Source organism: Hymenobacter sp. IS2118 (assembly GCF_000715495.1).
GTDB lineage: Bacteria > Bacteroidota > Bacteroidia > Cytophagales > Hymenobacteraceae > Hymenobacter.
In genome coordinates, this window is record NZ_JNLX01000150.1 from 19107 (window position 1) to 41699 (window position 22593).

At 60.1% G+C, this 22593-nt stretch carries 20 protein-coding genes; 9 read left to right on the forward strand and 11 right to left on the reverse strand.

Features of this window, described 5'->3' with window-relative positions:
- Positions 1 to 49: 49 nt before the first annotated feature.
- Positions 50 to 2521 carry an endopeptidase La gene (gene lon, locus GM79_RS15530; RefSeq protein ID WP_035565608.1) on the reverse strand — a complete coding sequence of 824 codons (2472 nt, stop codon included), beginning with the start codon at positions 2519 to 2521 and terminating at the stop codon, positions 50 to 52.
- Positions 2522 to 2795: 274 nt separating this feature from the next.
- Here lon and GM79_RS15535 point away from each other — a divergent pair, with 274 nt between their 5' ends.
- Both GM79_RS15535 and GM79_RS15540 read left to right on the forward strand, forming a co-directional pair.
- A complete protein-coding gene (locus tag GM79_RS15535; protein WP_051718953.1) occupies positions 2796 to 4955 on the forward strand; it encodes an OmpA family protein in 2160 nt (719 codons plus the stop codon).
- 141 nt (positions 4956 to 5096) lie between these two features.
- Positions 5097 to 5507, forward strand: a complete 411-nt coding sequence (locus tag GM79_RS15540; RefSeq protein WP_035565611.1) for a hypothetical protein — start codon at positions 5097 to 5099, stop codon at positions 5505 to 5507.
- A 13-nt stretch (positions 5508 to 5520) separates the two neighbouring features.
- Here GM79_RS15540 and GM79_RS15545 read toward each other — a convergent pair whose 3' ends face one another.
- The 5 genes from GM79_RS15545 to GM79_RS15565 all read right to left on the reverse strand — a co-directional run bounded on the left by GM79_RS15545 (position 5521) and on the right by GM79_RS15565 (position 9139).
- A complete protein-coding gene (locus GM79_RS15545) occupies positions 5521 to 5961 on the reverse strand; it encodes a hypothetical protein (RefSeq protein ID WP_035565614.1) in 441 nt (146 codons plus the stop codon).
- Positions 5962 to 5963: 2 nt separating this feature from the next.
- Positions 5964 to 6515: a hypothetical protein gene (locus GM79_RS15550; protein WP_035565617.1), complete on the reverse strand. Its 552-nt coding sequence runs from the start codon at positions 6513 to 6515 to the stop codon at positions 5964 to 5966.
- A gap of 36 nt (positions 6516 to 6551) precedes the next feature.
- Complete coding sequence (locus GM79_RS15555; protein ID WP_035565619.1) at positions 6552 to 6995, reverse strand: hypothetical protein; 444 nt, start codon at positions 6993 to 6995, stop codon at positions 6552 to 6554.
- Positions 6995 to 7513: a hypothetical protein gene (locus GM79_RS15560; protein ID WP_152560024.1), complete on the reverse strand. Its 519-nt coding sequence runs from the start codon at positions 7511 to 7513 to the stop codon at positions 6995 to 6997. The genes GM79_RS15555 and GM79_RS15560 overlap by 1 nt, the downstream gene beginning before the upstream one ends.
- 129 nt (positions 7514 to 7642) lie before the next feature.
- A complete protein-coding gene (locus tag GM79_RS15565) occupies positions 7643 to 9139 on the reverse strand; it encodes a GH3 auxin-responsive promoter family protein (RefSeq protein ID WP_035565626.1) in 1497 nt (498 codons plus the stop codon).
- A 170-nt stretch (positions 9140 to 9309) separates the two neighbouring features.
- Between GM79_RS15565 and GM79_RS15570 the strand changes: the two genes are divergently transcribed.
- Together GM79_RS15570 and GM79_RS15575 are read left to right on the forward strand one after the other, a co-directional pair.
- Positions 9310 to 9744, forward strand: coding sequence for an OsmC family peroxiredoxin (locus GM79_RS15570; RefSeq protein ID WP_035565627.1), 435 nt, complete (start codon positions 9310 to 9312; stop codon positions 9742 to 9744).
- A 129-nt stretch (positions 9745 to 9873) separates the two neighbouring features.
- Positions 9874 to 10371: a hypothetical protein gene (locus tag GM79_RS15575; protein ID WP_161787194.1), complete on the forward strand. Its 498-nt coding sequence runs from the start codon at positions 9874 to 9876 to the stop codon at positions 10369 to 10371.
- A 2-nt stretch (positions 10372 to 10373) separates the two neighbouring features.
- Here the strand turns inward: GM79_RS15575 and GM79_RS15580 are convergent, their stop codons facing one another.
- From GM79_RS15580 to GM79_RS15600, 5 genes are all read right to left on the reverse strand, one after another.
- Positions 10374 to 10850: a Uma2 family endonuclease gene (locus GM79_RS15580; protein WP_035565633.1), complete on the reverse strand. Its 477-nt coding sequence runs from the start codon at positions 10848 to 10850 to the stop codon at positions 10374 to 10376.
- A gap of 50 nt (positions 10851 to 10900) precedes the next feature.
- Positions 10901 to 12469: a chromosomal replication initiator protein DnaA gene (gene dnaA / locus GM79_RS15585; RefSeq protein WP_035565636.1), complete on the reverse strand. Its 1569-nt coding sequence runs from the start codon at positions 12467 to 12469 to the stop codon at positions 10901 to 10903.
- 151 nt (positions 12470 to 12620) lie between these two features.
- On the reverse strand, positions 12621 to 13562 hold the full coding sequence (locus tag GM79_RS15590) for a bifunctional metallophosphatase/5'-nucleotidase (RefSeq protein ID WP_035565638.1): 942 nt from the start codon (positions 13560 to 13562) through the stop codon (positions 12621 to 12623).
- A 30-nt stretch (positions 13563 to 13592) separates the two neighbouring features.
- Positions 13593 to 14363 carry a 5'-nucleotidase C-terminal domain-containing protein gene (locus GM79_RS15595; protein WP_051718954.1) on the reverse strand — a complete coding sequence of 257 codons (771 nt, stop codon included), beginning with the start codon at positions 14361 to 14363 and terminating at the stop codon, positions 13593 to 13595.
- 15 nt (positions 14364 to 14378) lie between these two features.
- Positions 14379 to 15668, reverse strand: a complete 1290-nt coding sequence (locus GM79_RS15600; protein ID WP_035565641.1) for a porin family protein — start codon at positions 15666 to 15668, stop codon at positions 14379 to 14381.
- Between the two features lie 189 nt (positions 15669 to 15857).
- On the opposite strand from GM79_RS15600, the gene GM79_RS15605 reads away from it, so the two are divergent.
- From GM79_RS15605 to GM79_RS15620, 5 genes are all read left to right on the forward strand, one after another.
- On the forward strand, positions 15858 to 17639 hold the full coding sequence (locus tag GM79_RS15605; protein WP_035565644.1) for a methylmalonyl-CoA mutase family protein: 1782 nt from the start codon (positions 15858 to 15860) through the stop codon (positions 17637 to 17639).
- A 96-nt stretch (positions 17640 to 17735) separates the two neighbouring features.
- Entirely contained in the window at positions 17736 to 19910 is a 2175-nt protein-coding gene (scpA, locus tag GM79_RS15610; protein WP_035565647.1) for a methylmalonyl-CoA mutase, read from the forward strand.
- Between the two features lie 66 nt (positions 19911 to 19976).
- The gene (locus GM79_RS23840) at positions 19977 to 21407 is read left to right on the forward strand and encodes an AAA family ATPase (protein ID WP_035565649.1); all 1431 of its coding nucleotides are present in this window, start codon (positions 19977 to 19979) and stop codon (positions 21405 to 21407) included.
- A gap of 254 nt (positions 21408 to 21661) precedes the next feature.
- On the forward strand, positions 21662 to 22066 hold the full coding sequence (locus GM79_RS24965; protein WP_235184079.1) for a DUF4276 family protein: 405 nt from the start codon (positions 21662 to 21664) through the stop codon (positions 22064 to 22066).
- A gap of 161 nt (positions 22067 to 22227) precedes the next feature.
- The gene (locus GM79_RS15620; RefSeq protein WP_035565651.1) at positions 22228 to 22590 is read left to right on the forward strand and encodes a DUF1304 domain-containing protein; all 363 of its coding nucleotides are present in this window, start codon (positions 22228 to 22230) and stop codon (positions 22588 to 22590) included.
- Positions 22591 to 22593 lie beyond the last annotated feature (3 nt).

The following is a 22593-nucleotide window of genomic DNA, read 5'->3' on the forward strand; positions in this document are numbered from 1 at the left end:
ACCCGTTCCGAAAGAGCAATCGGGTGCTCGGAGCAACTAATCGGTTTTTTTACTGCACTTCTACGCTGGGGCCGGCGGCGGGCACGGGCTCGTCGCGCACGGGCAGCTTCTGCGGGCGGGGCACCAGCTCGTCGAGCAAGGCCACACGCAGCACGTCATCCACGCGGTCGGCATAGTGAATGGTGAGGCCCTTGAGGTATTCCTCCTGAATTTCCTCAATGTCCTTGCGGTTTTTGGGGCACAGAATAATGTCCTTCATACCCGCGCGGCGGGCGGCCAGCAGCTTTTCCTTGATGCCGCCCACGGGCAGCACCTTCCCGCGCAGGGTAATTTCGCCAGTCATGGCTAGGCGCGGGCGCACCCGACGCTGCGTGAAGGCCGAAGCCATGCTGGTGAAAATGGCGATGCCCGCGCTGGGGCCGTCTTTGGGCACGGCGCCCTCGGGGAAGTGAATGTGCAGGTCGTACTGCTCGAACAGGCGCCAGTCGATGCCGATTTCATCGGCCCGCGAGCGCAGGTAAGACAGCGCGGTAATGGCCGATTCCTTCATCACGTCGCCCAGCTGGCCGCTCAGCGTGAGCTTGCCCCGACCGCGGCTCAACAGGCTTTCCACGAAGAGAATATCGCCGCCCACGCTGGTCCAGGCCAGGCCCGTGACCACGCCAGCGGTTTCGTTGTCCTGGTACTGGTCGCGGTCGAAAATGGCCGCGCCGAGGATTTTGCGGATTTCGGCCGGCTCCATCACGGCGGGCAGCGGCTCTTTGCCGGCCTTGCGGCGGGCCAGGTTGCGCGTCACGGCGGCCAGCTTGCGCTCCAGGCCACGCACGCCGCTCTCGCGGGTGTAGTCGTCGGCCACGCGATGCAGGGCGGCGTCGGTTATTTTCACTTCGGCTTCGCCCAGGCCGTGGTCCTTCAGCTGCTTGGGCCAGAGGTGCTTGCGGGCAATCTGCACCTTTTCTTCCTGGGTATAGCCGGTTAGGTCGATGATTTCCATGCGGTCGCGCAGGGCGGGCTGAATGGTATCGAGCGAGTTGGCCGTGGCAATAAAGAGAACCTTGCTCAGGTCGTACTCCACTTCCAGGTAGTTGTCGGTGAAGGTGGCGTTTTGTTCGGGGTCGAGCACTTCGAGCAGGGCCGAGCTGGGGTCGCCGCGGAAGTCGGTGCTCACCTTGTCAATCTCATCGAGAATGATGACGGGATTCGACACGCCCACCTTCTTAATCTGGGCAATAATGCGGCCGGGCATGGCGCCCACGTAGGTTTTGCGGTGCCCGCGAATCTCGGCTTCGTCGCGCACGCCGCCCAGGCTCATACGGATGTACTTGCGGCCCATTGCTGCCGCGATGCTGCGGCCCAGGCTGGTTTTACCCACGCCGGGCGGGCCGTAGAGGCACAAAATCGGCGCCTTCAAATCCTGCTTCAGCTTGAGCACGGCGATGTACTCCAGAATCCGCTCCTTCACTTTTTCCAGGCCGAAATGGTCGGCGTCGAGGATTTTCTTGGTTTGCTTAAGGTTGAATTTGTCCTTGGTAAACTCGCCCCAGGGCAGGTCCAGCAGAAACTCCACGTAGTTCAGGCTCACCGAATAGTCGGGGGCCATGGGGTTGGTGCGGGCCAGCTTCTCCATCTCCTTTTTGAAGTGGAGGGCCACGCTCTCGGGCCATTTCTTGGTTTCGGCGCGGGCGCGCAGGCGGCTCACGTCCTCGTCGGGGCCTTCCTGGCCCAGCTCGTCCTGCAGGGTTTTGAGCTGCTGGCGCAGGAAATACTCGCGCTGCTGCGCATCAATCCCAGTGTGGGTTTTGGAACGGATATCCTGCTTGATTTCGAGCAGCTCGGCCTGGCTGAGCAGGGCTTCGAGGAGTTGGCGGGCTTGCTGCTCGGGGTCGGCCAGCTCCAGCAGCTTCTGCTTGGCGGGCAAATCAAGCTGCACATTGCTGGACAGAAAATGGGTGAGAAAGGCCGGCGACTGAATGCCATCAAGCATGGCCCTGGCTTCCATCGGAATTTCGGGGCTAAGCTCCAGCACCTTGGTGGCGGCTTCGCGCAATGCTTGCAGCAGCCCAAACTCGCCCGGCACGTCGGGGTTGAGGGCCACTTCCGGGAAGTAGCTCACGCGGGCCGTGAGCAGCGGCGTGAAGGTGAGCTGCTCTTCAATGGTGAAGCGCACCTGCCCCTGCAAAATAATGGTCACCTGCCCGTCGGGCTGTTCCAGTAGCTTGAGAATGCGCGCCAGCGTGCCCACAGGGTGCAACTCCTCGGTGGTGGGCTCGGCATCGTCGGGGTTGCGCTGGGTTACTACGCCCAGCAGCTTGTCGGCGGTGTAGGCCTTGCGCACCAGTTTGATACTCTTTTTACGCGTGACCGTGACCGGCAGCACCACGCCCGGAAACAGCACGGTGTTGCGCACGGAGAGCAACAGCAGCGAAGGCGGCGCGTCGTCGCCGCGCAGGAGGTGGTCGGGGTCGGCGGCCATAATGGCGATGGCTTCGGGTTGAGAATTAGAGTCGCTGCCACTCCGCATAGGAGTTAGAACAGAAGAGTGAATTGATGCCAGACGCATGGAAGAGGATAAGGCCAAAAGCAGGGCGGGCAAATGCCACATTGGCAGCCCACGGCTCCGGGAAAGGGCCTGTACAAGGTACAGCTTCCCGGCCCGATTTCGCGTCAAGGGCCGTGCCAGCGGGGGGCCACCCGCCAAAGCGGCGCACCGGCGCGTTCCCACCAGCGCAAGTATTGTTAATAAATCCCTAATTTTTTGGCAACTTGCGCATCTTTATATTTTTAGTACTCTACCAATGTCCCTATTCTTGCGCCGATGCCAGTTTATTTTCCTGGTGATGCTGGGAATGGCTGCCGCGCCGCGCGTGCAGGCCCAGCGCCGGCCGACGAAACCGATTCCTGCCGCCGCCTCGCCATCGGCCGATACTACCAGCGGTGGCGCCTCGGCCACGCCCGCCACCAGGCCCGCTCCCGCCGCCGCTAAAACCCCGCCGGCCGCCAAGCCCGCTCTGCCGCCCACCGGCATCGGGGGAAACTACCGCGTGCGGGCCCTAAATAGCCGCCAGAGCCGCAAGCTGAGCCTGCGGCCCGACGGAACGCCCGATTTCGTCAACATCAACCAATACCCTTACTACGAAAACAAGAAGGAACTGCGCGACATTTCCAAGGCTGAGCGCCGCCGCCAGTACCACCAGGCCCGGCTGCTGCTCGAAGACTACGTCGCGCACTTCGGGCCCGTCAATTTTGCCCGCAACACCGACATGCTCTGGCGCCTGGGCCAGCTGCTGGAGCGCGACAGCCAGCAGGTGAAGGCCAAAGCCTACTACCGCCTCGCCCTCAAGCACCACCGCACCGACATCAAAAAGGTGCAGTTGTATTATGACTCACTGGAGCAAAAAAACCAGGACCTGTACGTGCCCCTGAAAACGTACTACGACCTGGTGGAGTACCGCAAAAACCTCAACACCTTTCATCCGCCCCGCGGCGTGTACACCACCATGGGCGACGCCGTGAATACGAAATCGCCCGACTACGGCCCGGCCATGGGCGGCAACGACTCCCTTATCCTCTTCAGCAGCAAACGCAAGCGCCGGGGCCTGACCGGTGTGCTGGATGAGGACCTGTACTTTTCGCGCCGCGAGGGCGTGAGCTGGAGCGACGCCGAGCCCATGCCCAAACCCATCAACTCGCCCAACAACGAAGGCTCGGCCTGCCTGAGCAAAGACGGCCGCACCATCTTTTTTGCCCGCTGCGAATGCACGACCTGTCGCGGCAACTGCGACCTGTTTACGGCCACCAAGGGCCCGGATGGCAAGTGGAGCGCCCCCAAAAGCCTGGGCAGCGCCGTGAATTCGCCGGCTTGGGACTCGCAGCCCACGCTGTCGCAAAATGAGGACACGCTGTATTTTGCCTCGGACCGGCTGGGCGGGTTCGGCTTGTCGGACATCTACTTCACCCACAAGCTGAAAAACGGGCAATGGAGCCCCGCCCAAAATGCGGGGCCGGTGGTGAACACGCGCGAGAGCGAGGTCAGCCCGTTCTACCATCCACTCTACCACGTGCTGTATTTCAGCTCGCGCGGGCAGCTGCTGAACTTTGGCGATTTTGATATTTACAAGACCTACAAAGTGGGCGGGCGCTGGCAGGAGCCGCGCAACATCGGGCCGCTCGTGAACGGCAAGGGCTCGGAATATTACTTTACCATCGACCGTGACAGCAAAAACCTCTACTACGCCCGCTCTGAGGCGGAGGACCTGAACAACCTGGACCTTTATTCCTTCCCGCTGCCCATGGAAGCGCAGCCCCTGGCCACCACCCGCGTCGAGGGCACGCTGCTCGATTCGGTGTCCAGCAAACCGCTCAAGGGCATCGTCAGCATCATCGATTTGGACAATGGCGTGGAAGTCGCCAGCAAATTTATCCGGCCCGACGGCACGTTTGATTTCGAGCTGATGGAAGGCTCCCGCTACGCCATGCTCATTCAGAGCACCGATTTTTTTAGCGTGGAGAAGCAGTTTGAGCTGAAAGGCGACACGGTAATGACCCTGCTCACCAACAGCATTGATTACAAGCTGCCGCTGATTTTCAAAAACATCGAGTTCGAGCAGGGTAAGTATGCCATTTTGCCGGCCATGCACACCACCCTCGACCGCATCGCCATTTTTCTGGTCGACCACCCCACGTTCCGGCTCAACATCGGCGGGCACACCGACACCAGCGGCGACCCCGACGTGAACGAGCGGCTGTCGCAGGACCGCGCCGAGGAAATTCGCAAATACATCGAGCGCAAGGGCAAGCTCCAGTCCGGCCGCATCGAAAGCCTCGGGTATGGTGCTTCGCGTCCCCTCAAAGATGAGATAACCGACGCCGACGCCAAAGTGAACCGCCGGGTCGAGTTCCGCCTCGTGAAACCCGACAACGAGGCGCCCGCCGACGGTGGCGGCGACTGGAAATAGACGGGGCGCACCGAGAACTTCGCGACGCCTGCCCTGGCCTGCAACCGCAACCATTGACCCCGCAAATCTGAAGCACGTATTTCCATCCGAAGGCATCGAAGATGCGTTATTTTGATAATCAGTAGCATTCCCGATTTTCGTTTGCAACACGATGAGGTCCTGGGTCTGCTACGGCTCGAATGGGTTTCCGGGGCGGCCACGCACACACTGCGAGCCAGCGCCACGCAACTGCTGGCCCTGGCTCGTGAGCGGGCGGTACGTGTGTTGCTGCTCGACATGAACAGCGTGCCCAATATTTCGCTGGAAGATGAATGGTGGCTGGGGGCGCACTGGATGCCCGAAATAGTGCGGCTGCCGCTGGCGCACCTCATCCTGGCCATCGATAGCACTAGGCTGCACAATCAACTGGCCATCGACGCGCTCCACGACCTGATAAAGCCCGCCATTAGGTTCGAATCGCACTATTTCGACGATACCACTTCGGCCGTGCAGTGGCTCGCCGAAGGCAGCGGCCGGCTGCCCGCCCTGCAAGCAGAGTGGCTGGCCCGGTAGGGCAACTCCGCTCCTACTCCACGGCCAGCACCCGCACGGCTTTGCCGTTGAACACGGCTTGCTCGCCGGCCCGCAGCCCTTTGAGCGCCACGGCCACCGGCGCGGCCGGCGACACGGCAAACACCTCGGACCCCGGCAGCTGCCCGGCGCTGATGCTGATGTAGAACTGCCCCATGCTCGTGGCTACCAATGCGCCAAGGCGCACGCTGTCGCAGGCTGCTTCGGGGTTGAGGCGCGCTAGCTCGGCTTGCAGCTGCTGAGCCTGCTGCATGTGGGCGGCGTTGCGGTCGCGCTCGGCGTTGGCCATTTCGCGGCCGGTTTCATACTTGTCGCCGGCACTGCTCTTGGTTTCGGAGCTGGACGACTCCTGGGCCGCCTGCATGGCGGTGCGGGCGGCGCTGATGCGCTGCTCGATGAAAGCGTGGCAGAGGACGTGGAGGGCGGATTTGGTCATAGCTATTTCAGAAAGTCCCATTCTACGAGCAGAAAGTTTTCGGGCTGCAATCCTGCTTTCAATCCTGCTTCCAGCCAAGCAGGTTGCGTGGTTTGCAGCCGGTCTTTTTTGAGGCGTTTCAGTTCAGCAAAGATGGCCGTATCGTTATGCCAGCCCAGCACGTCCCAGCAGCCGCCGTAGCGGCCGTTATTGTGCGCGGCAATAGCGGCCAGCAACTCGGCTACCCAAGCTTCGGTCAATGGCTGGTGTTGCTGTTGGCTCCGGTGGGTGTTGAGCCAACTGGTGAACATTTTGGGGCTTTTGGCGGGTGCACCATAAGTTTCAACCCAGCGAGCATCCCAGCCGGAAAGCCGGAACAGCTCGTAAACACACAACTCGGCAAAAACCGGACGGCCACCGAAATCAATCAAGGGCTTGTTACCGAACGTATCCTCAAGCGCCGGTCCATCCCAAGCCCGAAACTGAAGCTGCGCTTTGGGTACCGCTACGGTTTGGCCCCATACGATGAGTATTTCAGTGCAGGTCGGCAGCAACAAGCTGGGGTAGTTCGGCATTAGGTAAAAACAAAAAAGCTTTGGCAGCAAGGTAAGTTAGAACGAATCCAGCGCGGCCCGTACCTTCTCCGCCCACTGCACATCCTCCGGCCGCACCACCAGCACCCGGAAGCCGTGCCGCTCGCCTTCGATGCGTACGCCCTCGGAGTCGTCAATCAGTAAGTCGATGCTGAAGCTGGGCGGGTGCTTAGTGCAGCGGGCGCGGGCTTCGCGCTCGTGCCGCTGCTGGTTCACCACACCATCGAGCCGGATGCCATGGAGCCAAAACAGCCGCCGGATGCGCCAGGCACTGCGGTACGACGTGGTGCACACCCACACTTCCCAGCCGCGCTGCCGGCAGTAATCGGTCAGTTCTTTAATGCCGTGACGGAGACGTTCATTACTCAGCAGCCTGGCCAGCATGCGCCGTTGGGGCGTTGCGAGCGGAAAGTAGTGGCCGCAGCGAATAAGGGTGTTATCGAGGTCGAAGGCGAGGCGCATTATTCCTCATTGGGTTTTTCTAAGCTTAGCAGCCGCAAATCTTCCTGGTTTTTAGCACGGCCGGTACTGGCTTTGTTACGGCGCAGGTCGTGGATGCTGATGACAGCAAGGGGCACTCCATCTAGCACCGATTCCTGCCGGTTGGGGTAGCACTCCTCAAAGCTCACCCCATCAATAACCGTAAGTACAGCAATCCGAAAAGGCTGAAACCCAAGTTGGACGATAATATCTTTTTCCATAAAATCGTCAACAGTATAACCCAGACTAGTCAGGCCAAAATCGGCCAGCACCTGTACCAGCCGCGCCGCATTTTTCGGCGTCTGCCGCATCCACACATCAATGTCACCGGTGTTGCGCACTACCCCATACCGCGCTACGGCGAAGGCACCGACAATCAGATACTCAACTTCGTGGGCGTTTAATAATTCGACAAACTCTTTGAAGTCGGGGCTGAGCTGATTGGCCTTCATCGGTGTTGAAGAGGTGAAATGCGAATGTCTGTTGGCGAATGGTTTCAATAGCTGCCATGCGCTCCTCGGGGGTTTTAGTCAGCCAGAACAGCACATCTTCCGCATCCTGGTTGGCGTGCAAAGTGGTTTTGCGGGAAACAGTTTTATCGAGACGAAGCATCCTACAAGTTACGGATTTTACCCCGCAAGCAGCAGCCCTTCGGCCACCTTTCTATCGTTGCCCAGGCGCGGCACTTTGTTTTGCCCACCCAGGCGGCCCAGACTTTTCATGTAGCGCCGAAACGCCCCGGCCGGTAGCGCTGTGAGTTGCAAAGGCACCAGGATGCTGCCCTTCCGCAAATCGTCGTAGTAAGTGTTGCGGCGGCGCAGCGCGGCATCTAGCGCGGCGGCGAAAGCGGCGGCATCGTGCGGCGCGCGGGCAAATTCCACCAGCCATTCGTGGCGTGAGGGCATGGCGGGGTCGTCGCTCACGAGCGGAGCTACAGTGAATTCGGTCACTTCCACTTCGGGCGTTTGGGCCATTACCTCGCGCAGGGCCTGCTCCACCTCCTCCCCTATCACGTGCTCGCCGAAGGCCGAGAGGAAGTGCTTGATGCGGCCGGTGACTACCACGCGGTGCGGCGCCAGGCTCACGAAGCGCACGGTGTCGCCCAGCGAGTAGCCCCACAGGCCGGCGTTGGAGGTGAGCACCACCGCGTAGTTGCGGTCCAGCTCCACGTCGGCGATGGTAAGGCGGGGCGCGCCGGGCTCGAAAAACCGTTCGGCGGGCACGAATTCGTAGAAGATGCCGCTGTTCAGCAGTAGCAGCAACCCGGGGTTGCCGGGCTCGTCCTGAAAGGCCAGGAAGCCTTCGGAGGCCGGAAACAGCTCGATGCTGTCTACCGGCCGGCCGATGCTTTCGAAGAGTTTAGCGCGGTAGGGCTCGAAGTTGACACCGCCGTACACGAACAGGTTGAAATCGGGAAAAATGTCCTTGATGGGCCGGGCGGTGCGGGCCGTGAGGCGGTCGAAGTACATCTGCACCCAGGGCGGAATGCCGGAAATCAGCGTCATTTTTTCGCCCAGCGTTTCATCTACGATGCGCTCCAGCTTGGTTTCCCAGTCTTCGATGACGTTCGTTTCGTAGCTGGGCAGCTGGTTGCGGCGTAAGTATGCTGGCACGTGGTGGTTGGCAATGCCCGAGAGCCGGCCGGTGCGCAGGCCGTGGTGCATTTCCAGTTCCGGCGAACCCGACAGAAATATCAGCTTGCCATCCAGAAACTGGCTACGACCGGTGCGGAAGATGTAATAAAGCAGCGCGTCGCGCGCGCCATCGATGTGGTTGGCAATGCTGGCCCGCGTGATGGGAATGTATTTGGTGCCACTGGTGGTGCCGCTGGTTTTGGCCAGGTACAGCGGGTGGCCGGGCCAGAGCACGTCGGCCTCGCCGGCCTGGGTGCGGTCGAAATAAGGCTTGAGGGCTTCGTAGTCGCGCACGGGCACTTGCCGGGCCAGCTCGGCAGGCGTGCGAATGCCACCCAGGTCGTGAGCGCGGCCAAAAGCCGTGTTGGCCGCCGTAGCCGCGAGGGTTTGCAGCAGCGCCAGCTGCGTGGCTTCGGGGCGGTGCTGCCACCGGTGGTACCGTCGGACAATGTAGCGGGCCAGCGGCTGGCTCAGGGTTGCTTTCAGTCCCATAATTCCGAAGTAAAGGGCCGTTGGAAGGGCTGCGAAGGTACGTTGGCCGAATCCGGCGGGTAGCGTGGCGGCAACCTGCGTAGCGGGCTCGCGTTAAGCTTTGGGCTGGCCGTATGGCGGCAAGCCAACGCCTACCTCACAATTTCACCAATTCACCAACTCACTACATCATGGCAGACCACAAAGGCACCGCCGCCTGGACCGGCGACATCAAAGGCAGTGGCACGCTCAGCACCGAAAGCGGCGCGCTCAATGCGCCCTATTCCGTTGGCAGCCGCTTCGAAGGCAAAGGCGGTACCAACCCCGAAGAGCTGATTGGCGCGGCCCACGCCGGCTGCTACACCATGTACCTGACCAGCGTGCTCACCAAGCACGGCCATCAGGTGGAAAGCATCACCACGACCAGCACCGTCACGATGAACCCCAACAACGGCCATCCCGTCATTGAGCGCATCCACGTGAGTACCGAAGGAAAAGTGAGCGGCGGCAATATCACGGCCGAAGACTTCCAGCAGCACGCTGAAGATGCCAAGGCCAACTGCCCCGTCTCGAAAGCGCTGGGCGCCGTGCCCGAAATGACGCTCGACGCGAAATTCGTTGGCTAGGTTTCTGGTGCCTTAACCTCCCCAGAACGTCATGGCTTCCCTTGCGACTACGCAGTTGTAGGGAGAGCCATGACGTTCTTTTTAAGCCTGACAGCCGACAACCAACAACTAGCTACTAAATTTGCCTTCATGCCCACTGGTACCACCCGCATCCGCCTCCGCCCCGCCAACACCTCCCGCGTCCCTTTTTGGGGCCAGCTCGCCATCGGTTTATTTTGGCTGGCCTACGTGCTGTTTGGGATATTGAGCGATACTGGCGCGCAGGACTACCACTTCCTACATTGGGTGTTTCTGGTGTTCACCTTCGTGTACCTCGGCTACGTGCTGGTCAACAACGCCCCCATTTTCGGCACCCAAAGCTACCTGGAGTTTACGCCCGGCTACATCGTGCACAAAAACGGCCTTTTCCGCCCCAAACAGGTATTCGCCGCCGAAAACATTGCCGGCCTGGAGCTGAGGACGGGCGCGCTGCGGGTGCGTCAAAAAGACGGCGAAATCTACTCCCTCAACCTCCGCGAGGTGAAGGGCAAAATGCGTAAGCAAAGCTTTCGCGAGCAGGTGCGACAGTTTGCGGCCACTCACGGTGTGCCTTTGCAGGAAATAAGCCCAACAGCCACGACGGCTTAGAGCTAGTCAAACAGCTGGCTTACCACAATTTCGGCCCCTGTTACCGGGTCGGCCAACGTCTGGCCGTTGTAGAAATACTTGTATTTGCCAGGTTCGGAGAATACGGCCACGGCCCGCAATTCGGGCACCACCAACCAATACGACTGCACCCCGGCCGCGAAATAGCGCGCGGCTTTCTCCAGCAGCTCGGCAATCAACTGCGTGGGCGAGAGGATTTCGATTGCCGTGCGCGGCACTTGCGCCACGGCAATCTGCTCAACCGCCAAATCAAGCGCTGCACGCAGGAAAACGGATACATCGGGCACCGCTTTCTGGGCATCCAGCGCCAGACTAAGTTCGGGCAGCACCAGATAATCATTACCCAGGTTAAGGCGCAGAAACTGAATTAAATTTCCTTGAATGAGTGCATGTTTCAGGCTGGGACTGGGCTTGCCGCGTTCGAGCTCGTAGTCGGAAATTTCCGGGGCAAGGGTTTCCATAAGGCAGAGGCTTTCCCAAATGTAACGACGCAGCCCCGGAAACGGTGCCGCTATTTCTTCGCGAACTTCTTCCGCAGCTCGTCTACCTGGTCGCGGAATTTCTTGTCCGAATCCACCAGGTCCGACACGGTTTGTACCGAGTGCATCACCGTGGTATGGTCGCGCCCGCCGAAATGGAAACCAATGGTTTTCAGCGTGTGCGCGGTGTGGTGCTTGGCAAAGTACATGGCCACCTGCCGGGCCGTTACCACTTCCTTCTTGCGGGTTTTGTCTTTCAGCAGCTCCACCGGAATGCTGAAGTACGCAGCCACGGTTTTCTGAATGAAGTCGAGGTTTACCTCGGCCTCCACTTCCTCGATGATGTGGCGCAGGGCCTGCTTCACCATTTCCAGGTCGATGTCGCGCCGCGAAAGGCTGCTTTGGGCCACCAGCGAGGCAATTACGCCTTCCAGCTCGCGCACGTTGGTATGCACCGAGTTGGCGAGGTAGTCCACCACGTGGTCCGGCGGAATATCGATGCCGTCCTGCTCCATCTTGTTGCGAATGATGGCCACCCGCGTCTCAAAATCCGGGCTTTGCACGTCGGCCGTCAGGCCCCATTTGAAGCGGTTCAGCAGCCGGTCTTCCAGCCCTTGCAGGTCCTTGGGCGGCCGGTCGGAGGTCATCACAATCTGCTTGCCGGACTGGTGCAAGTGATTGAAGATGTGAAAGAACATCTCCTGGGTCTTGCCCTTGTTGGCCAGAAACTGCACGTCATCCAGAATCAGGGCATCGACTTGCAAATAGAAGTTCGCAAAGTCCTGCACCTGCGCGCGCTGCACGCTGTCAATAAACTGATTCGTAAACTTCTCCGCCGATACGTAGAGCACGAACCGCTCGGGCGCGGTGGCCTTGATGTGGTTGCCGATGGCCTGCACGAGGTGGGTTTTGCCCAGGCCCACGCCGCCGTACACCATCAGCGGGTTGAAGCTGGTGGTGCCGGGCTTATTGGCCACGGCGAGGCCCGCCGAGCGGGCCAGGCGGTTGCAGTCGCCCTCAATATAGTTGTCGAACGTGTAGGAGCCGTTGAGCTGCGAGGGCACGAGGTTGCCGTCCACGGGCTTGGCCGTGTCGAAGGGGTTGCGGGCGGGAGTCAGCGTATCGGCCCCGCTGTTGCTGAAGTTGTTGCCGCGTGGAGTGGTGCGCACCGCGGCCGAGTTCACGTAGCGCGCCGAGGCGGCGCGGGCACTACCAGCCAGCGGATTGCCCACGGGCGTGGGCACGGGAGCCGTGGGCATGGGCTGGGGTGCGTCGCGCGGGTCGGGGGCGGCCTGCTTGCGGGGCGGCGGCAGGTGCAGGGCGCGCGGCGGCGCCTGCTCGTTGCCCTGGTCCACCACCACGCTGTATTCGAGGCGGCCATCGGCCCCAAGCTCCCGGTAGAGGGCCCGGCGCAGCTCGTCCACGTAGTGCTCCTCCAGCCAGTCGTAGAAGTAGGCGCTAGGCACCTGAATGGTCAGCACATTGCCCTTCAGCTCGACCGGAACAATGGGTTGGAACCAGGTTTTGAAACTCTGCTCCCCGATTTCCGCCGAGATGCTGCGTAAACAGCTAGCCCAAACCGTGCGAAAATCTTTGAGCATGAGTTAATTGAGTGATGACCGAACGAAAATCCGGAGCAAAAACAGTGATAAAACCCAGGGCAGTCGCCGCCGGCTTTTTCTTAGAGGGGGACAAAATTGTGGAAAACTCTGCACTTAAAAAAGCCGGAATCAGCTTGTTTATTCCGAGCTTTTAACAGGCGGCGCGAACGGGCACCACAGAGGCACTTGCTAAACCGCCTCGTTTTGTTTTCGGCGAAAATTCATAATCCAGCCTTCCCAGGTTTATACCCGACCAGCCCACTTGATTTATTAAGGTGGGCCGGCCATCGGGGCTGGCAATAGGCTCAGGCGCGTCGAGGAACGTGTGGGTGTGCCCGCCCAGTATCAGGTCGATGCCCGAAACCTGGGCCGCGAGTTTGCGGTCGTCAATTTTGGCGCCTTCGTACTTGTAGCCCAAGTGCGAGAGGCAGATAACCAGGTCGCATTTCTCGGCGCCGCGCAGTTGGGCCACGGTTTCCGTGGCTTTCGCCACCGGGTCGAGGTATTGGGTGGCACCAAAGTTCATATCGCCCACCAGGCCTGCGAGCTGAATGCCCAGGCCGAACACGCCAATGCGCACGCCCTGCTTCTCAAACACCTTATAAGGCGCGAAACGGCCCGCCAAAGGCGTCTTGGAGAAGTCGTAGTTGGCCACGAGGAAGGGAAACGTGGCGTTGGGCAGCTGGCGCAGCAGGCCATCCAGGCCGTTGTCGAAATCATGGTTGCCGAGCGTGCTGGCGTCGTACTTCATCTCGCTCATGAGCTTGAGCTCCAGCTCGCCGCCGAAGAAGTTGAAGTACGGCGTGCCCTGAAAAATGTCGCCCGAGTCGAGCAGCAGCACGTTCGATTCTTTGCTGCGAATATCTTTGATGAGGGCCGCGCGCCGCGCCATGCCGCCCAGCCCGGCCCACTGCCCGCCATTGTCGGGAAAAGGCTCGATGCGGGAGTGCATGTCGTTGGTGTGCAGAATAGTGAGCTTGGTGGGCGCTTTGGCACCAACGGCGGCCTCGGCGGAGCTGGTCAGGCCGCCGAGTACGGTGAGGCCGGCGGTACCGAGCAGGGATTGACGGAGAAAATCGCGGCGGGTAGTCATCGAATAGTTATATAGTGAGGTTCCGAAGCTTTACTGCCGCACGCGGCCTTCGACTTTGGCCGTCACGGGCTGGCCGGCCTGAGTGAGGCTGCGGACATGGTCGGCAATGGCGGTGCGCAGCAGCACGCCGGTGGGCCGGGGCGGCAGGGTTTTGAAGAAGGCCATATCGTCGCCGCCCGAGGCCAGGTAATCGGAAATGGCAATGCCCCAGGTCCGGTTCTGGTTGGGGTCGAAAGCCTGATTACCGATGCGAATGTCCTTGGGTAGGCCGTCGAACGTGAGGGCGTAGGTAGCGCCGGAAACGGCCATTTTGATGCGCGCCGCGTACTCAAACAGCTGCTGCACCACCGGGCCGGGCGCATCGAGCACCACCAGCTGATTCTCAAATGGCATCAGCTCAAACACGGCGCCCAGCGTAACCGGGCCCGCCGCGAAACCGGCGCGCAGGCCGCCGTTGGTCATCACGCCCAGGGGCACGGCCTCGCCCAGCACCTGGCTGGCGCGGGTGCGCTGCAGGTCGGCCACAAAATTGGCGAGCGGCGACTCACCCGGCGTTTTGACCAGGGCCACGGGCGCCATGCCCAGCACCTCCGTCATCTGGGCGGTCACCTTATCGTGGTAAGGCGCGATCAGGGCCGCTACGGCGGGGTCCTCGGCCTGGGTTTTGCCCACCGGCTGGCTGGTGACCGGCACCAGCGTGGCACGGGGCTGGTAGGCGGCGCGCTGGCAGCCGGTGGCCAGCGCGAGGCTCAGAAGTGGCAGCCAGGTACGAAAAGTCGAATTTGAAGAAAACTTAAACATTATTGGTACGACCTGTTACTTGGTTAAATCGTAGCTGAGCAGGGCCGAAAAACGCTTTACGGTGGTGCCGGAGCTTACAATGGCGCTGAAACCGTTAGTTATCTCGGCACGGAACTCGGCGCCAAAGCTGCGGCCCGCTAACCGGCCAGCGCTCGCACCTATTCCGGCCACGAACCCTTGTTCAATTTTACGGGTTTCGAGTGCCGGTTTCCACACGCTGAATTGAGGATTACTACCGAAATCAACCAAAATATTGCGGGACTCCACTTGCCGTTGCAGGGCGAAAGCCCCGCTTATTCCAACCTGCACAAACGGACGAACTGCTCCTTTGGGAAGGGAATAGCGAAAAAGAACGGGAATGCGGATGTACTGCAAGCGCAGGCGCGCTTCCTCCCGAAAGGTATTATTAGTGGACCGGGACTGGTAGGTGTACACCCCGTCGTAGGCCTGACGGTCATAGAGCGCTTCCAATCGAAAAGACAGCTTTTTACTAATTTTTGAAAGGTTGTAGCCAGCGGCCAGCCCCAAAACCGGACTAAAGCCGGATTTGTACGGCCCGTTCAGACTGAGTTGGTCGTTGTCGACGCGCAGGGTGCTGCGGTGTACTCCAGCCAGCACTTCAAGGTGCAACCGGCCGCTACGGCTTGCCAAAGTTGGGTTCTGAGGCAGCAGGCTGTCAGGCGTGGTGTTCACGCACGCATTGTAGCGGGTTACGGCATCAACAAAAAACCGCAGCCCGAACTGCACTTGGTTAACTCGCAACTGTTCCTGCGGGCAGCTCTTAAACGCCTGCGCCAGCACCGCGACGTACTCGTTGTTGTAGCGTTCAAACTTCTGCCCTTTGGCATTGATTATGGTTTCGTTTAGCCGGCGCAGTTCCTGCAGGGGTTCTGTGCTGCTAGTGGCCCCGGCCCCGCGGATGTAGTAATGGTCGTGACGCTGCAAATCGCGGCGAGCGTACAGGGAAATAGGCCCGTGCACGATTATCTCAACAAACTGCAGCTGGGCGGGCAACGACGGGGCTGCCACTTCCGCCAGCGGGGTGAGGCGCGCCTCGTAGCGGCTGGCTCCGACAAAGCCGTAGCCCAGGGCCGTGCCCGGTACAAACTCCTGCACGGCCTGCGCGGCATCCGTCCTGAAACGACACCCCACCGCGCTACGCTGCGCGCTCTGGTAATCAACCAGTCCCCGCAGGGTATCGCCTTCGGGCCGCACCACGTAGCCCGGCCGGAAATCGGACTGCGCCAGGGTTTCAACACAATTAAAAAGCAGGAATAAAGAAGCAATGAGCGTAGCTTTTAGCATTACAATTCGAAGTATTTGGCAGAAGTAAAAATCAGCGCATTAACGGAGTGCCAACGCAGGACAAAATTACGTCTGCTTTCTGGCTTCAACGGGTACAGCATGGTCCCCTTCCGCTTGGTAGCGGTATCTTTCCGACACTTTTATCCTGCTGCCGCGCGACCCCGTGCTGGCGGCCCCCTCCGTACCGCCATGTCCGATACTCCGGTTGCCACGCCCGTTTCCTTTGCCGAATTTCCGGCCGTGACCACTGCCGAATGGCAGGCCCGCCTTGCCCGCGACCTGAAAGGACGGGACCCGGCCACCCTGCGCTGGCCCCTGCCCGATGGCTTTAGCGTGGAGCCCTTTTACCACCGCGAGGCGCTGACGGCGCTGGGTGGCGCCCCCGCGCCCCTGCCCCACCCGCCGGCGCCGTGGCGGAATATGCCGACCATTGAGGTGCCGGCCGGCGAGGGCCGGGCGGCCATCGACCAGGCCGCGGCGGCCCTGGCCAGCGGGGCCGACGGCATCCACTTTGTACTAGCCGACGCCACCACGTTTGCCACGCACTACCTGGCCGAACAGCTGCCCCTGGCCGATACCTACATCGGCTACACGCTGACGGCGGCGCCCGATGTGTGGCTGGCCCAGCTGCTGGATGCGGCCCCTGGCACGCCACTGCGCGGCTTTTTACGCTTCGCGCCCGGCTCCGCGCCCGAGGGTGCCGAGCTGGCCGACTACCGCCCGGCGCTGCGGCGCTGCGTGCACCTGACCACCGGCATGCCCGAGTTTCAGGCGCTGGCCATCAACGCGGCGTTTTTTGGCAACCGCGGCGCCACGGCCACCCAGCAGATTGCCTTTGGCCTGAACACCGCCGCGGCCCTGCTGGCCGGACTGCCCAACGAGGAAATCGACGTGGCGCAGGTGGCGGCGGCCATGCACTGGCAGGTGGCCATTGGCCCCAGCTACTTCGTCGAAATGGCTAAGCTGCGCACCCTGCGGCGGCTGTGGACCACGCTGCTGCACGCCTTTGGCCTGCCCGCCGCGCTCGGCCAACACCTGCGCGTGCATACCGCCACGGCCTCCTGGACGCAAACGACCCTGGACCCGCACACTAACTTACTGCGCCACACCACCGAGGCCATGAGCGCCGTGCTCGGCGGGGCCGATTCGGTGGCGGTGGCGCCGTTCGATAGCCTTTACGCCGAAACCAACGACTTTTCGGGGCGGCTGGCCCGCAACCTGCCGGTGCTGCTGCGCGAGGAGTCGGCCCTGGGCCGGGTGCACGACCCTGCCGCCGGCTCTTATTATCTCGAAACCCTGACCGACTTGCTGGCCCAGGAAGCCTGGGGACTGTTTCAGCAGATGGAGGCGGCCGGGGGCTTGCCCACCGTGCGGGCGCAGGTGCTGGAGGAAATCAAGGCCGTGGCCACCGAAACCTTCCGGCGCATTGCCGGCGGGCAGCAGGTGGTGGTGGGCACCAACCGCTTTCAAAACCGCGGCGAACAGTTCAGCTTCCACCCCAAGCAGCTGCTGCGCTCGGCCAGCTTCGATGTGAGCCGCGCCACTTACCCCACCGAAGTGCTGCGGCTGGCTACGGCCCTGCACTTTGAGCGCCGGGAAAAGAAAAGCAAGCGCGCGGCCGTGGTGCTGCTGGGCGCCAACACCAACCAGATAATCCTGGACACCTTCCTGAACATGCTGCTGCCCAATGAGCGGCCCGAAATAGCAGCCAGCCACCCGAACGGGACGTTGTCGCTGCTGTATTCGTCGCCCGAGGAAGCCACGCTCATGTACGCCACGCCCGAGCAGTTTCAGCGCTTCGCCCGCTTCATCTACCAGATTCCGACGGAGAAGCAGGTGTTTGTTCCGCCCACCCTGCTCAGCTCCGACATGCCCACGCTACAGGAAGCGGTGCGGGTATTTGGCTTTCAGGAAATGAAGGTGCAGGGCTACACCACCGAACAAGTGCTGGACCGCATTCAGGGCCGCTAGGCTGGTTGTCAGTTGGGAATTGTCGGTTGTCAGGGATTCTGACTTTGCCGGCATTTAGCAGCAGACAACCGACAATTCCCAACTGACAACAACTATATGAAGCCTGATTTTTCCACCATTTCTTACAACGCGGCCGTGGTGCCCGCCGCTGCCGCGCCGGAAACGGCCGCTACGCCCACGCCCGAAGGCATTGCCCTCAAGCCGGTGTACACGGCCGACGATGTGGCCGGGCTCGACCACCTGGGCTTTGGCGCGGGGCAGGCGCCGTATTTGCGCGGGCCCTACGCCAGTATGTACGTGCAGAATCCGTGGACCATTCGGCAATACGCGGGCTTTTCGACGGCCGAAGCCAGCAATGCTTTTTACCGCCGCAACCTGGCCGGCGGGCAGAAAGGGCTGAGCGTGGCCTTCGACTTGGCCACCCACCGGGGCTACGATTCGGACCATCCGCGCGTGCAGGGTGACGTGGGCAAGGCCGGTGTGGCCATCGACTCGGTAGAGGACATGAAAATTCTGTTCGACCAGATTCCGCTCGATGAGATGTCGGTGAGCATGACCATGAACGGGGCCGTGCTGCCCATTCTGGCATTCTACATCGTGGCGGCTGAGGAGCAGGGCGTTGGTCCCGAAAAGCTGGCGGGCACCATTCAGAACGATATTCTGAAGGAGTTTATGGTGCGGAACACTTACATCTATCCGCCCGCGCCGAGCATGCGCATCATCGCCGACATTTTCAGCTACACGGCGGCGCTCATGCCCAAGTTCAACTCGATTTCCATCTCGGGCTACCACATGCAGGAAGCCGGCGCCACGGCCGATTTGGAGCTGGCCTACACCCTGGCCGACGGCTTGGAATACGTGCGCGCCGGGTTGGCGGCGGGCATGAAGATTGACGAGTTTGCGCCGCGCCTGAGCTTCTTTTGGGCCGTGGGCATGAACCATTTCATGGAAATTGCCAAGCTGCGGGCCGGGCGGCTGCTTTGGGCCAAGCTCATCAAACAGTTCAACCCCACCAACCCCAAAAGCCTGTCGCTGCGCACGCACTGCCAGACCTCGGGCTACTCGCTTACCGAGCAGGACCCTTACAACAACGTGGCCCGCACCGCCATTGAGGCGCTGGCGGCCGTGCTCGGCGGCACCCAAAGCCTGCACACCAACGCCCTGGATGAGGCCATTGCGCTACCCACCGACTTCTCGGCCCGCATTGCCCGCAACACCCAGCTCTACCTTCAGCACGAAACCGACGTGACCAAAGTAGTGGACCCTTGGGGCGGCTCCTACTACGTGGAATCCCTCACCCACAAGCTGGCCGACAAGGCCTGGGCCCTCATGCAGGAAGTGGAAGAATTGGGCGGCATGGCCAAAGCCATTGAAACCGGCCTGCCCAAGCTGCGCATCGAGGAAGCCGCTGCCCGCAAACAGGCCCGCATCGATGGTGGCCGGGAAATCATCGTGGGTGTAAACAAGTACCAGACCACCGAAAAAACCGAGGTCGAAGTACTGGACATCGACAACGACGCGGTGCGCGAAAGTCAGATTGCCCGGCTAAAAAGCATCCGCGCCAGCCGCGACAACGTGGCCGTGAAAGTAGCCCTGGCCGCCCTCACCGAAGCCGCCGGCATCCGCATCGAAGACCTGAATCCCAGCGAAAACGAAACTCAACCCTCAACCCTCAGCCCTCAAAACTTACTCGCTCTGGCCGTAACCGCCGCCCGCGCCCGCGCCACGCTCGGCGAAATCTCCGATGCACTCGAAGCGCAGTTTGGCCGGCACCAGGCCACCACGCGCACCGTATCGGGCGTTTACTCGCAGGAAATGAGCCACAACGAAGCCTTTGAAGAAGCCCGGGCGGCAGCCGAGGCTTTTGCTGCCCGCGAAGGCCGCCGCCCCCGCATGCTGGTGGCCAAAATGGGCCAGGACGGCCACGACCGGGGCGCTAAAATCATCGCCACCAGCTTCGCCGACGTGGGCTTCGATGTGGACATCGCCCCCCTCTTCCAAACCCCCGCCGAAGTAGCCCGCCAAGCCGCCGACAACGACGTGCACGTGGTGGGCGTGAGCAGCCTGGCCGCCGGCCACAAAACCCTACTCCCCCAGCTGCTCACGGAGCTAAAGCAGCTCGACCGCGAAGACATTCTGGTCATCGCCGGCGGCGTAATTCCGGCCCAGGACTACCAGTTTCTCTACGATGCCGGCGTGGCCGGCGTGTTCGGGCCGGGCACAGTCATCGCCACCGCGGCACTGGAGATTCTGGCGAAGCTGGGGGAGTAATTATTTAGAGCAGTATGTTTACGAAAGTAGACAACCGTTGATGTTTAACAAAATCTATTTTTAAACATGATTTCTAGACTCGAAATATCAGGCTTTAAAACCTTCACTGGGTTTAGCATCGACTTTATGCCTTTTACAGTTATCGCGGGCACTAACGGCAGTGGTAAAAGCAATCTATTCGATGCTATTCAATTGCTGGGTTCTATTGCCGATACTGATTTACAATCTGCTTTTGATGTTCAAAGAGGGGAAGCACGAGAGCTTTTTACTTTACGACCAGATGGTACCTATGCGACTGAGATGCGTTTTGCAGTTGAGTTATTACTCAATAAGCAAGTGCAAGACAAATTTGGCGGTCAAGCAACTCTAAAATATACCCGACTTCGCTATGAAGTGCAGATTCAGCGATTAACTGATAGTCGTGGATTTGACCGCCTAACAGTCGCCTACGAACGCCTTGTGCCAATCGCAAAAGCTACAGACGAGTGGTTCAAAGACAACACGCCACGTGGCGGAGCCGATGTATGGCGCCCTTCCACCCATGGGGGAGCTACCCCTTTTATCAATACACGGGACTCCGATACTACGCTGAATGGTGCCGCACTGAAACCACAGCAAGAAATTTACATGCGGCAGGATGGTACGCGTGGCGGACGGCCTAGCCCCGCGCTCGAACTCGAACAGACAGTACTTAGTAGCGTCACAAAAACAGATTTTCCGCATGTCTTCGCGGCCAAGCAAGAAATGTTGAACTGGCGCTTTCTTCAGCTTAATCCTGTTGAATTGCGCAAACCTAGCTCCTTCCAATCGAATGGCAAAGGCATAGTAGCTGCTGATGGCGCTAACCTGCCTGCTGCCCTAGCCCGAATGATGGCCGACGACCATGGATTACTGCACCGCCTTTCAAGAGAAGTCCATCGATTATTACCCAGTATCCGACAACTGGAATTAGAGCGAGACGAACCCAAACAACAACATGTGCTTTATGCGACCATGAGCGACGGCCGCAAGTTTAGCTCCCGGGTGTTGTCTGAAGGCACCCTGCGTCTCATTGCCCTATGTGCCTTTAAATATGATGACCGATATGAAGGCGTATTGTGCTTCGAAGAGCCTGAAAACGGTATTCATCCCTATCGGCTACACAATATGATAGAGTTGCTACGCGACTTAGCGACGGACTTTAGCGACCCTAGCGAACCTGTCCTTCGGCAGTTGCTGGTAAATACCCATTCACCCGGCCTGCTGGCAGCACTGGTAGCGATTGAACAGGAAACACCATTTACGGCACTTTTTGCTTCGCTTGTTCCGCGTACTGCTCCCAACACGTTGCCTAGTTTACACACGGTAATGTTACCTATTTCTTTTTCTCGACAACAAGCTCTTGACTTCGATGGCGGCAGTATCAGCCGGTATACCTTACAGGAAGCCATTAATTATCTACAATCTGAGGATGTAGAAAAGGCCATCGAACAGCTTACCACAATTCAGCAGGCATGAAGCAGCTTGTTATTGCTTTCAGCCCGGAGGGCCCGACCGATATCCGGTTCCTGAGCGAAATCATCAAACGGACGGCGACGGAATAACTATCATCTCCTCAAGCGAAAGGGGAAGCAGAAGTATTGGACCCCATTCCACTGCCCCGTGAAAAAGGAAGTGCCGCCGCAATGATTTTGCAACTGTCTCGGGATGCACGAGGATATCATTGTCTGATTATCCATGCCGATGCGGACCATGACACCCCTGTCCCGGCCTTGGATGAGCGCATTCTACCAGGCAAAGAATTGGTTGCTAAAGAGCCAGTCGCCAGCGTTTGCCAACTAATTGTTCCGCTCATTCCCGTCCACATGACAGAGGCTTGGATGCTGGCAGACCCTGACGCACTGTTAAGAGCAACTGACACGCCACTATCAGCAGCCCAGCTTCACTTACCTACTGCCGCAGGAGCAGAGCGCAAAGCTCGGCCAAAGGAGTTTCTAGAAGAATTTATCCGCGAGTCGCAAGCCCATTTAAGCCGCAAACGTGACCGAATCGACTTGGGGGATTTATATGCTCTGCTGTCCGACAGCATTTCTGCCGTACGCCTAAATGCATTGCCCTCTTATCAGCAGTTCAAAGCTGATTTCTCGGTTGCATTAACGAGCCTAGGATTTTTGTAAACAGATGGTTCTATCCATTTCCCTGCCTCATGCCGCTAAAAACCATCTCGCAACCCCAGGCCCGCCCCACCCGGCGGGCCTTTTGCGTGCCTGCCGCAGCCCTAGCAGCCCGCACCGCCATCAATTAAGTAAGTTGGACGCTCCAGCTTCCCTTCGCCGTTATGCACCTGCTCGCCCAAGTCCTCATTGCCCTTGTGGCCCTTATTCATCGGTATATCTTGTGGCTGGAGATGTTTGCCTGGACCACGCGCGGGCCGAGAACCTTCCGTTCGCTACGGCCCGAGCTATTTGAGCCAACCAAGGTGCTGGCGGCTAATCAGGGGCTGTACAACGGGTTTCTGGCGGCCGGGCTGATTTGGGCGCTGCTGATATCGGACCCGGCCTGGCACCGCAACGTGGCCAGCTTTTTCCTGGGCTGCGTGGCGGTGGCGGGCGCGTATGGCGCGGCCACGGCTGGCGGGCGCATCCTGCTGGTGCAAACGGTGCCGGCCCTGCTGGCGCTGGTGGCCGTGTGGCTGGCGTGATTT

Excerpts from the sequence above, each read along its gene's own strand:
- GM79_RS15580 (WP_035565633.1), bottom strand. The coding sequence starts at position 10,850 with ATGGAAACCCTTGCCCCGGAAATTTCCGACTACGAGCTCGAACGCGGC.
- GM79_RS15535 (WP_051718953.1), top strand. The coding sequence starts at position 2,796 with ATGTCCCTATTCTTGCGCCGATGCCAGTTTATTTTCCTGGTGATGCTG.
- dnaA (WP_035565636.1), bottom strand. The coding sequence starts at position 12,469 with ATGCTCAAAGATTTTCGCACGGTTTGGGCTAGCTGTTTACGCAGCATC.
- scpA (WP_035565647.1), top strand. The coding sequence starts at position 17,736 with ATGAAGCCTGATTTTTCCACCATTTCTTACAACGCGGCCGTGGTGCCC.
- GM79_RS15590 (WP_035565638.1), bottom strand. The coding sequence starts at position 13,562 with ATGACTACCCGCCGCGATTTTCTCCGTCAATCCCTGCTCGGTACCGCC.
- GM79_RS23840 (WP_035565649.1), top strand. The coding sequence starts at position 19,977 with ATGATTTCTAGACTCGAAATATCAGGCTTTAAAACCTTCACTGGGTTT.
- GM79_RS15605 (WP_035565644.1), top strand. The coding sequence starts at position 15,858 with ATGTCCGATACTCCGGTTGCCACGCCCGTTTCCTTTGCCGAATTTCCG.
- GM79_RS15620 (WP_035565651.1), top strand. The coding sequence starts at position 22,228 with ATGCACCTGCTCGCCCAAGTCCTCATTGCCCTTGTGGCCCTTATTCAT.
- GM79_RS15570 (WP_035565627.1), top strand. The coding sequence starts at position 9,310 with ATGGCAGACCACAAAGGCACCGCCGCCTGGACCGGCGACATCAAAGGC.
- GM79_RS15575 (WP_161787194.1), top strand. The coding sequence starts at position 9,874 with ATGCCCACTGGTACCACCCGCATCCGCCTCCGCCCCGCCAACACCTCC.
- GM79_RS15600 (WP_035565641.1), bottom strand. The coding sequence starts at position 15,668 with ATGCTAAAAGCTACGCTCATTGCTTCTTTATTCCTGCTTTTTAATTGT.
- GM79_RS15545 (WP_035565614.1), bottom strand. The coding sequence starts at position 5,961 with ATGACCAAATCCGCCCTCCACGTCCTCTGCCACGCTTTCATCGAGCAG.
- GM79_RS15555 (WP_035565619.1), bottom strand. The coding sequence starts at position 6,995 with ATGCGCCTCGCCTTCGACCTCGATAACACCCTTATTCGCTGCGGCCAC.
- GM79_RS15565 (WP_035565626.1), bottom strand. The coding sequence starts at position 9,139 with ATGGGACTGAAAGCAACCCTGAGCCAGCCGCTGGCCCGCTACATTGTC.
- GM79_RS15550 (WP_035565617.1), bottom strand. The coding sequence starts at position 6,515 with ATGCCGAACTACCCCAGCTTGTTGCTGCCGACCTGCACTGAAATACTC.
- lon (WP_035565608.1), bottom strand. The coding sequence starts at position 2,521 with ATGCGGAGTGGCAGCGACTCTAATTCTCAACCCGAAGCCATCGCCATT.
- GM79_RS15595 (WP_051718954.1), bottom strand. The coding sequence starts at position 14,363 with ATGTTTAAGTTTTCTTCAAATTCGACTTTTCGTACCTGGCTGCCACTT.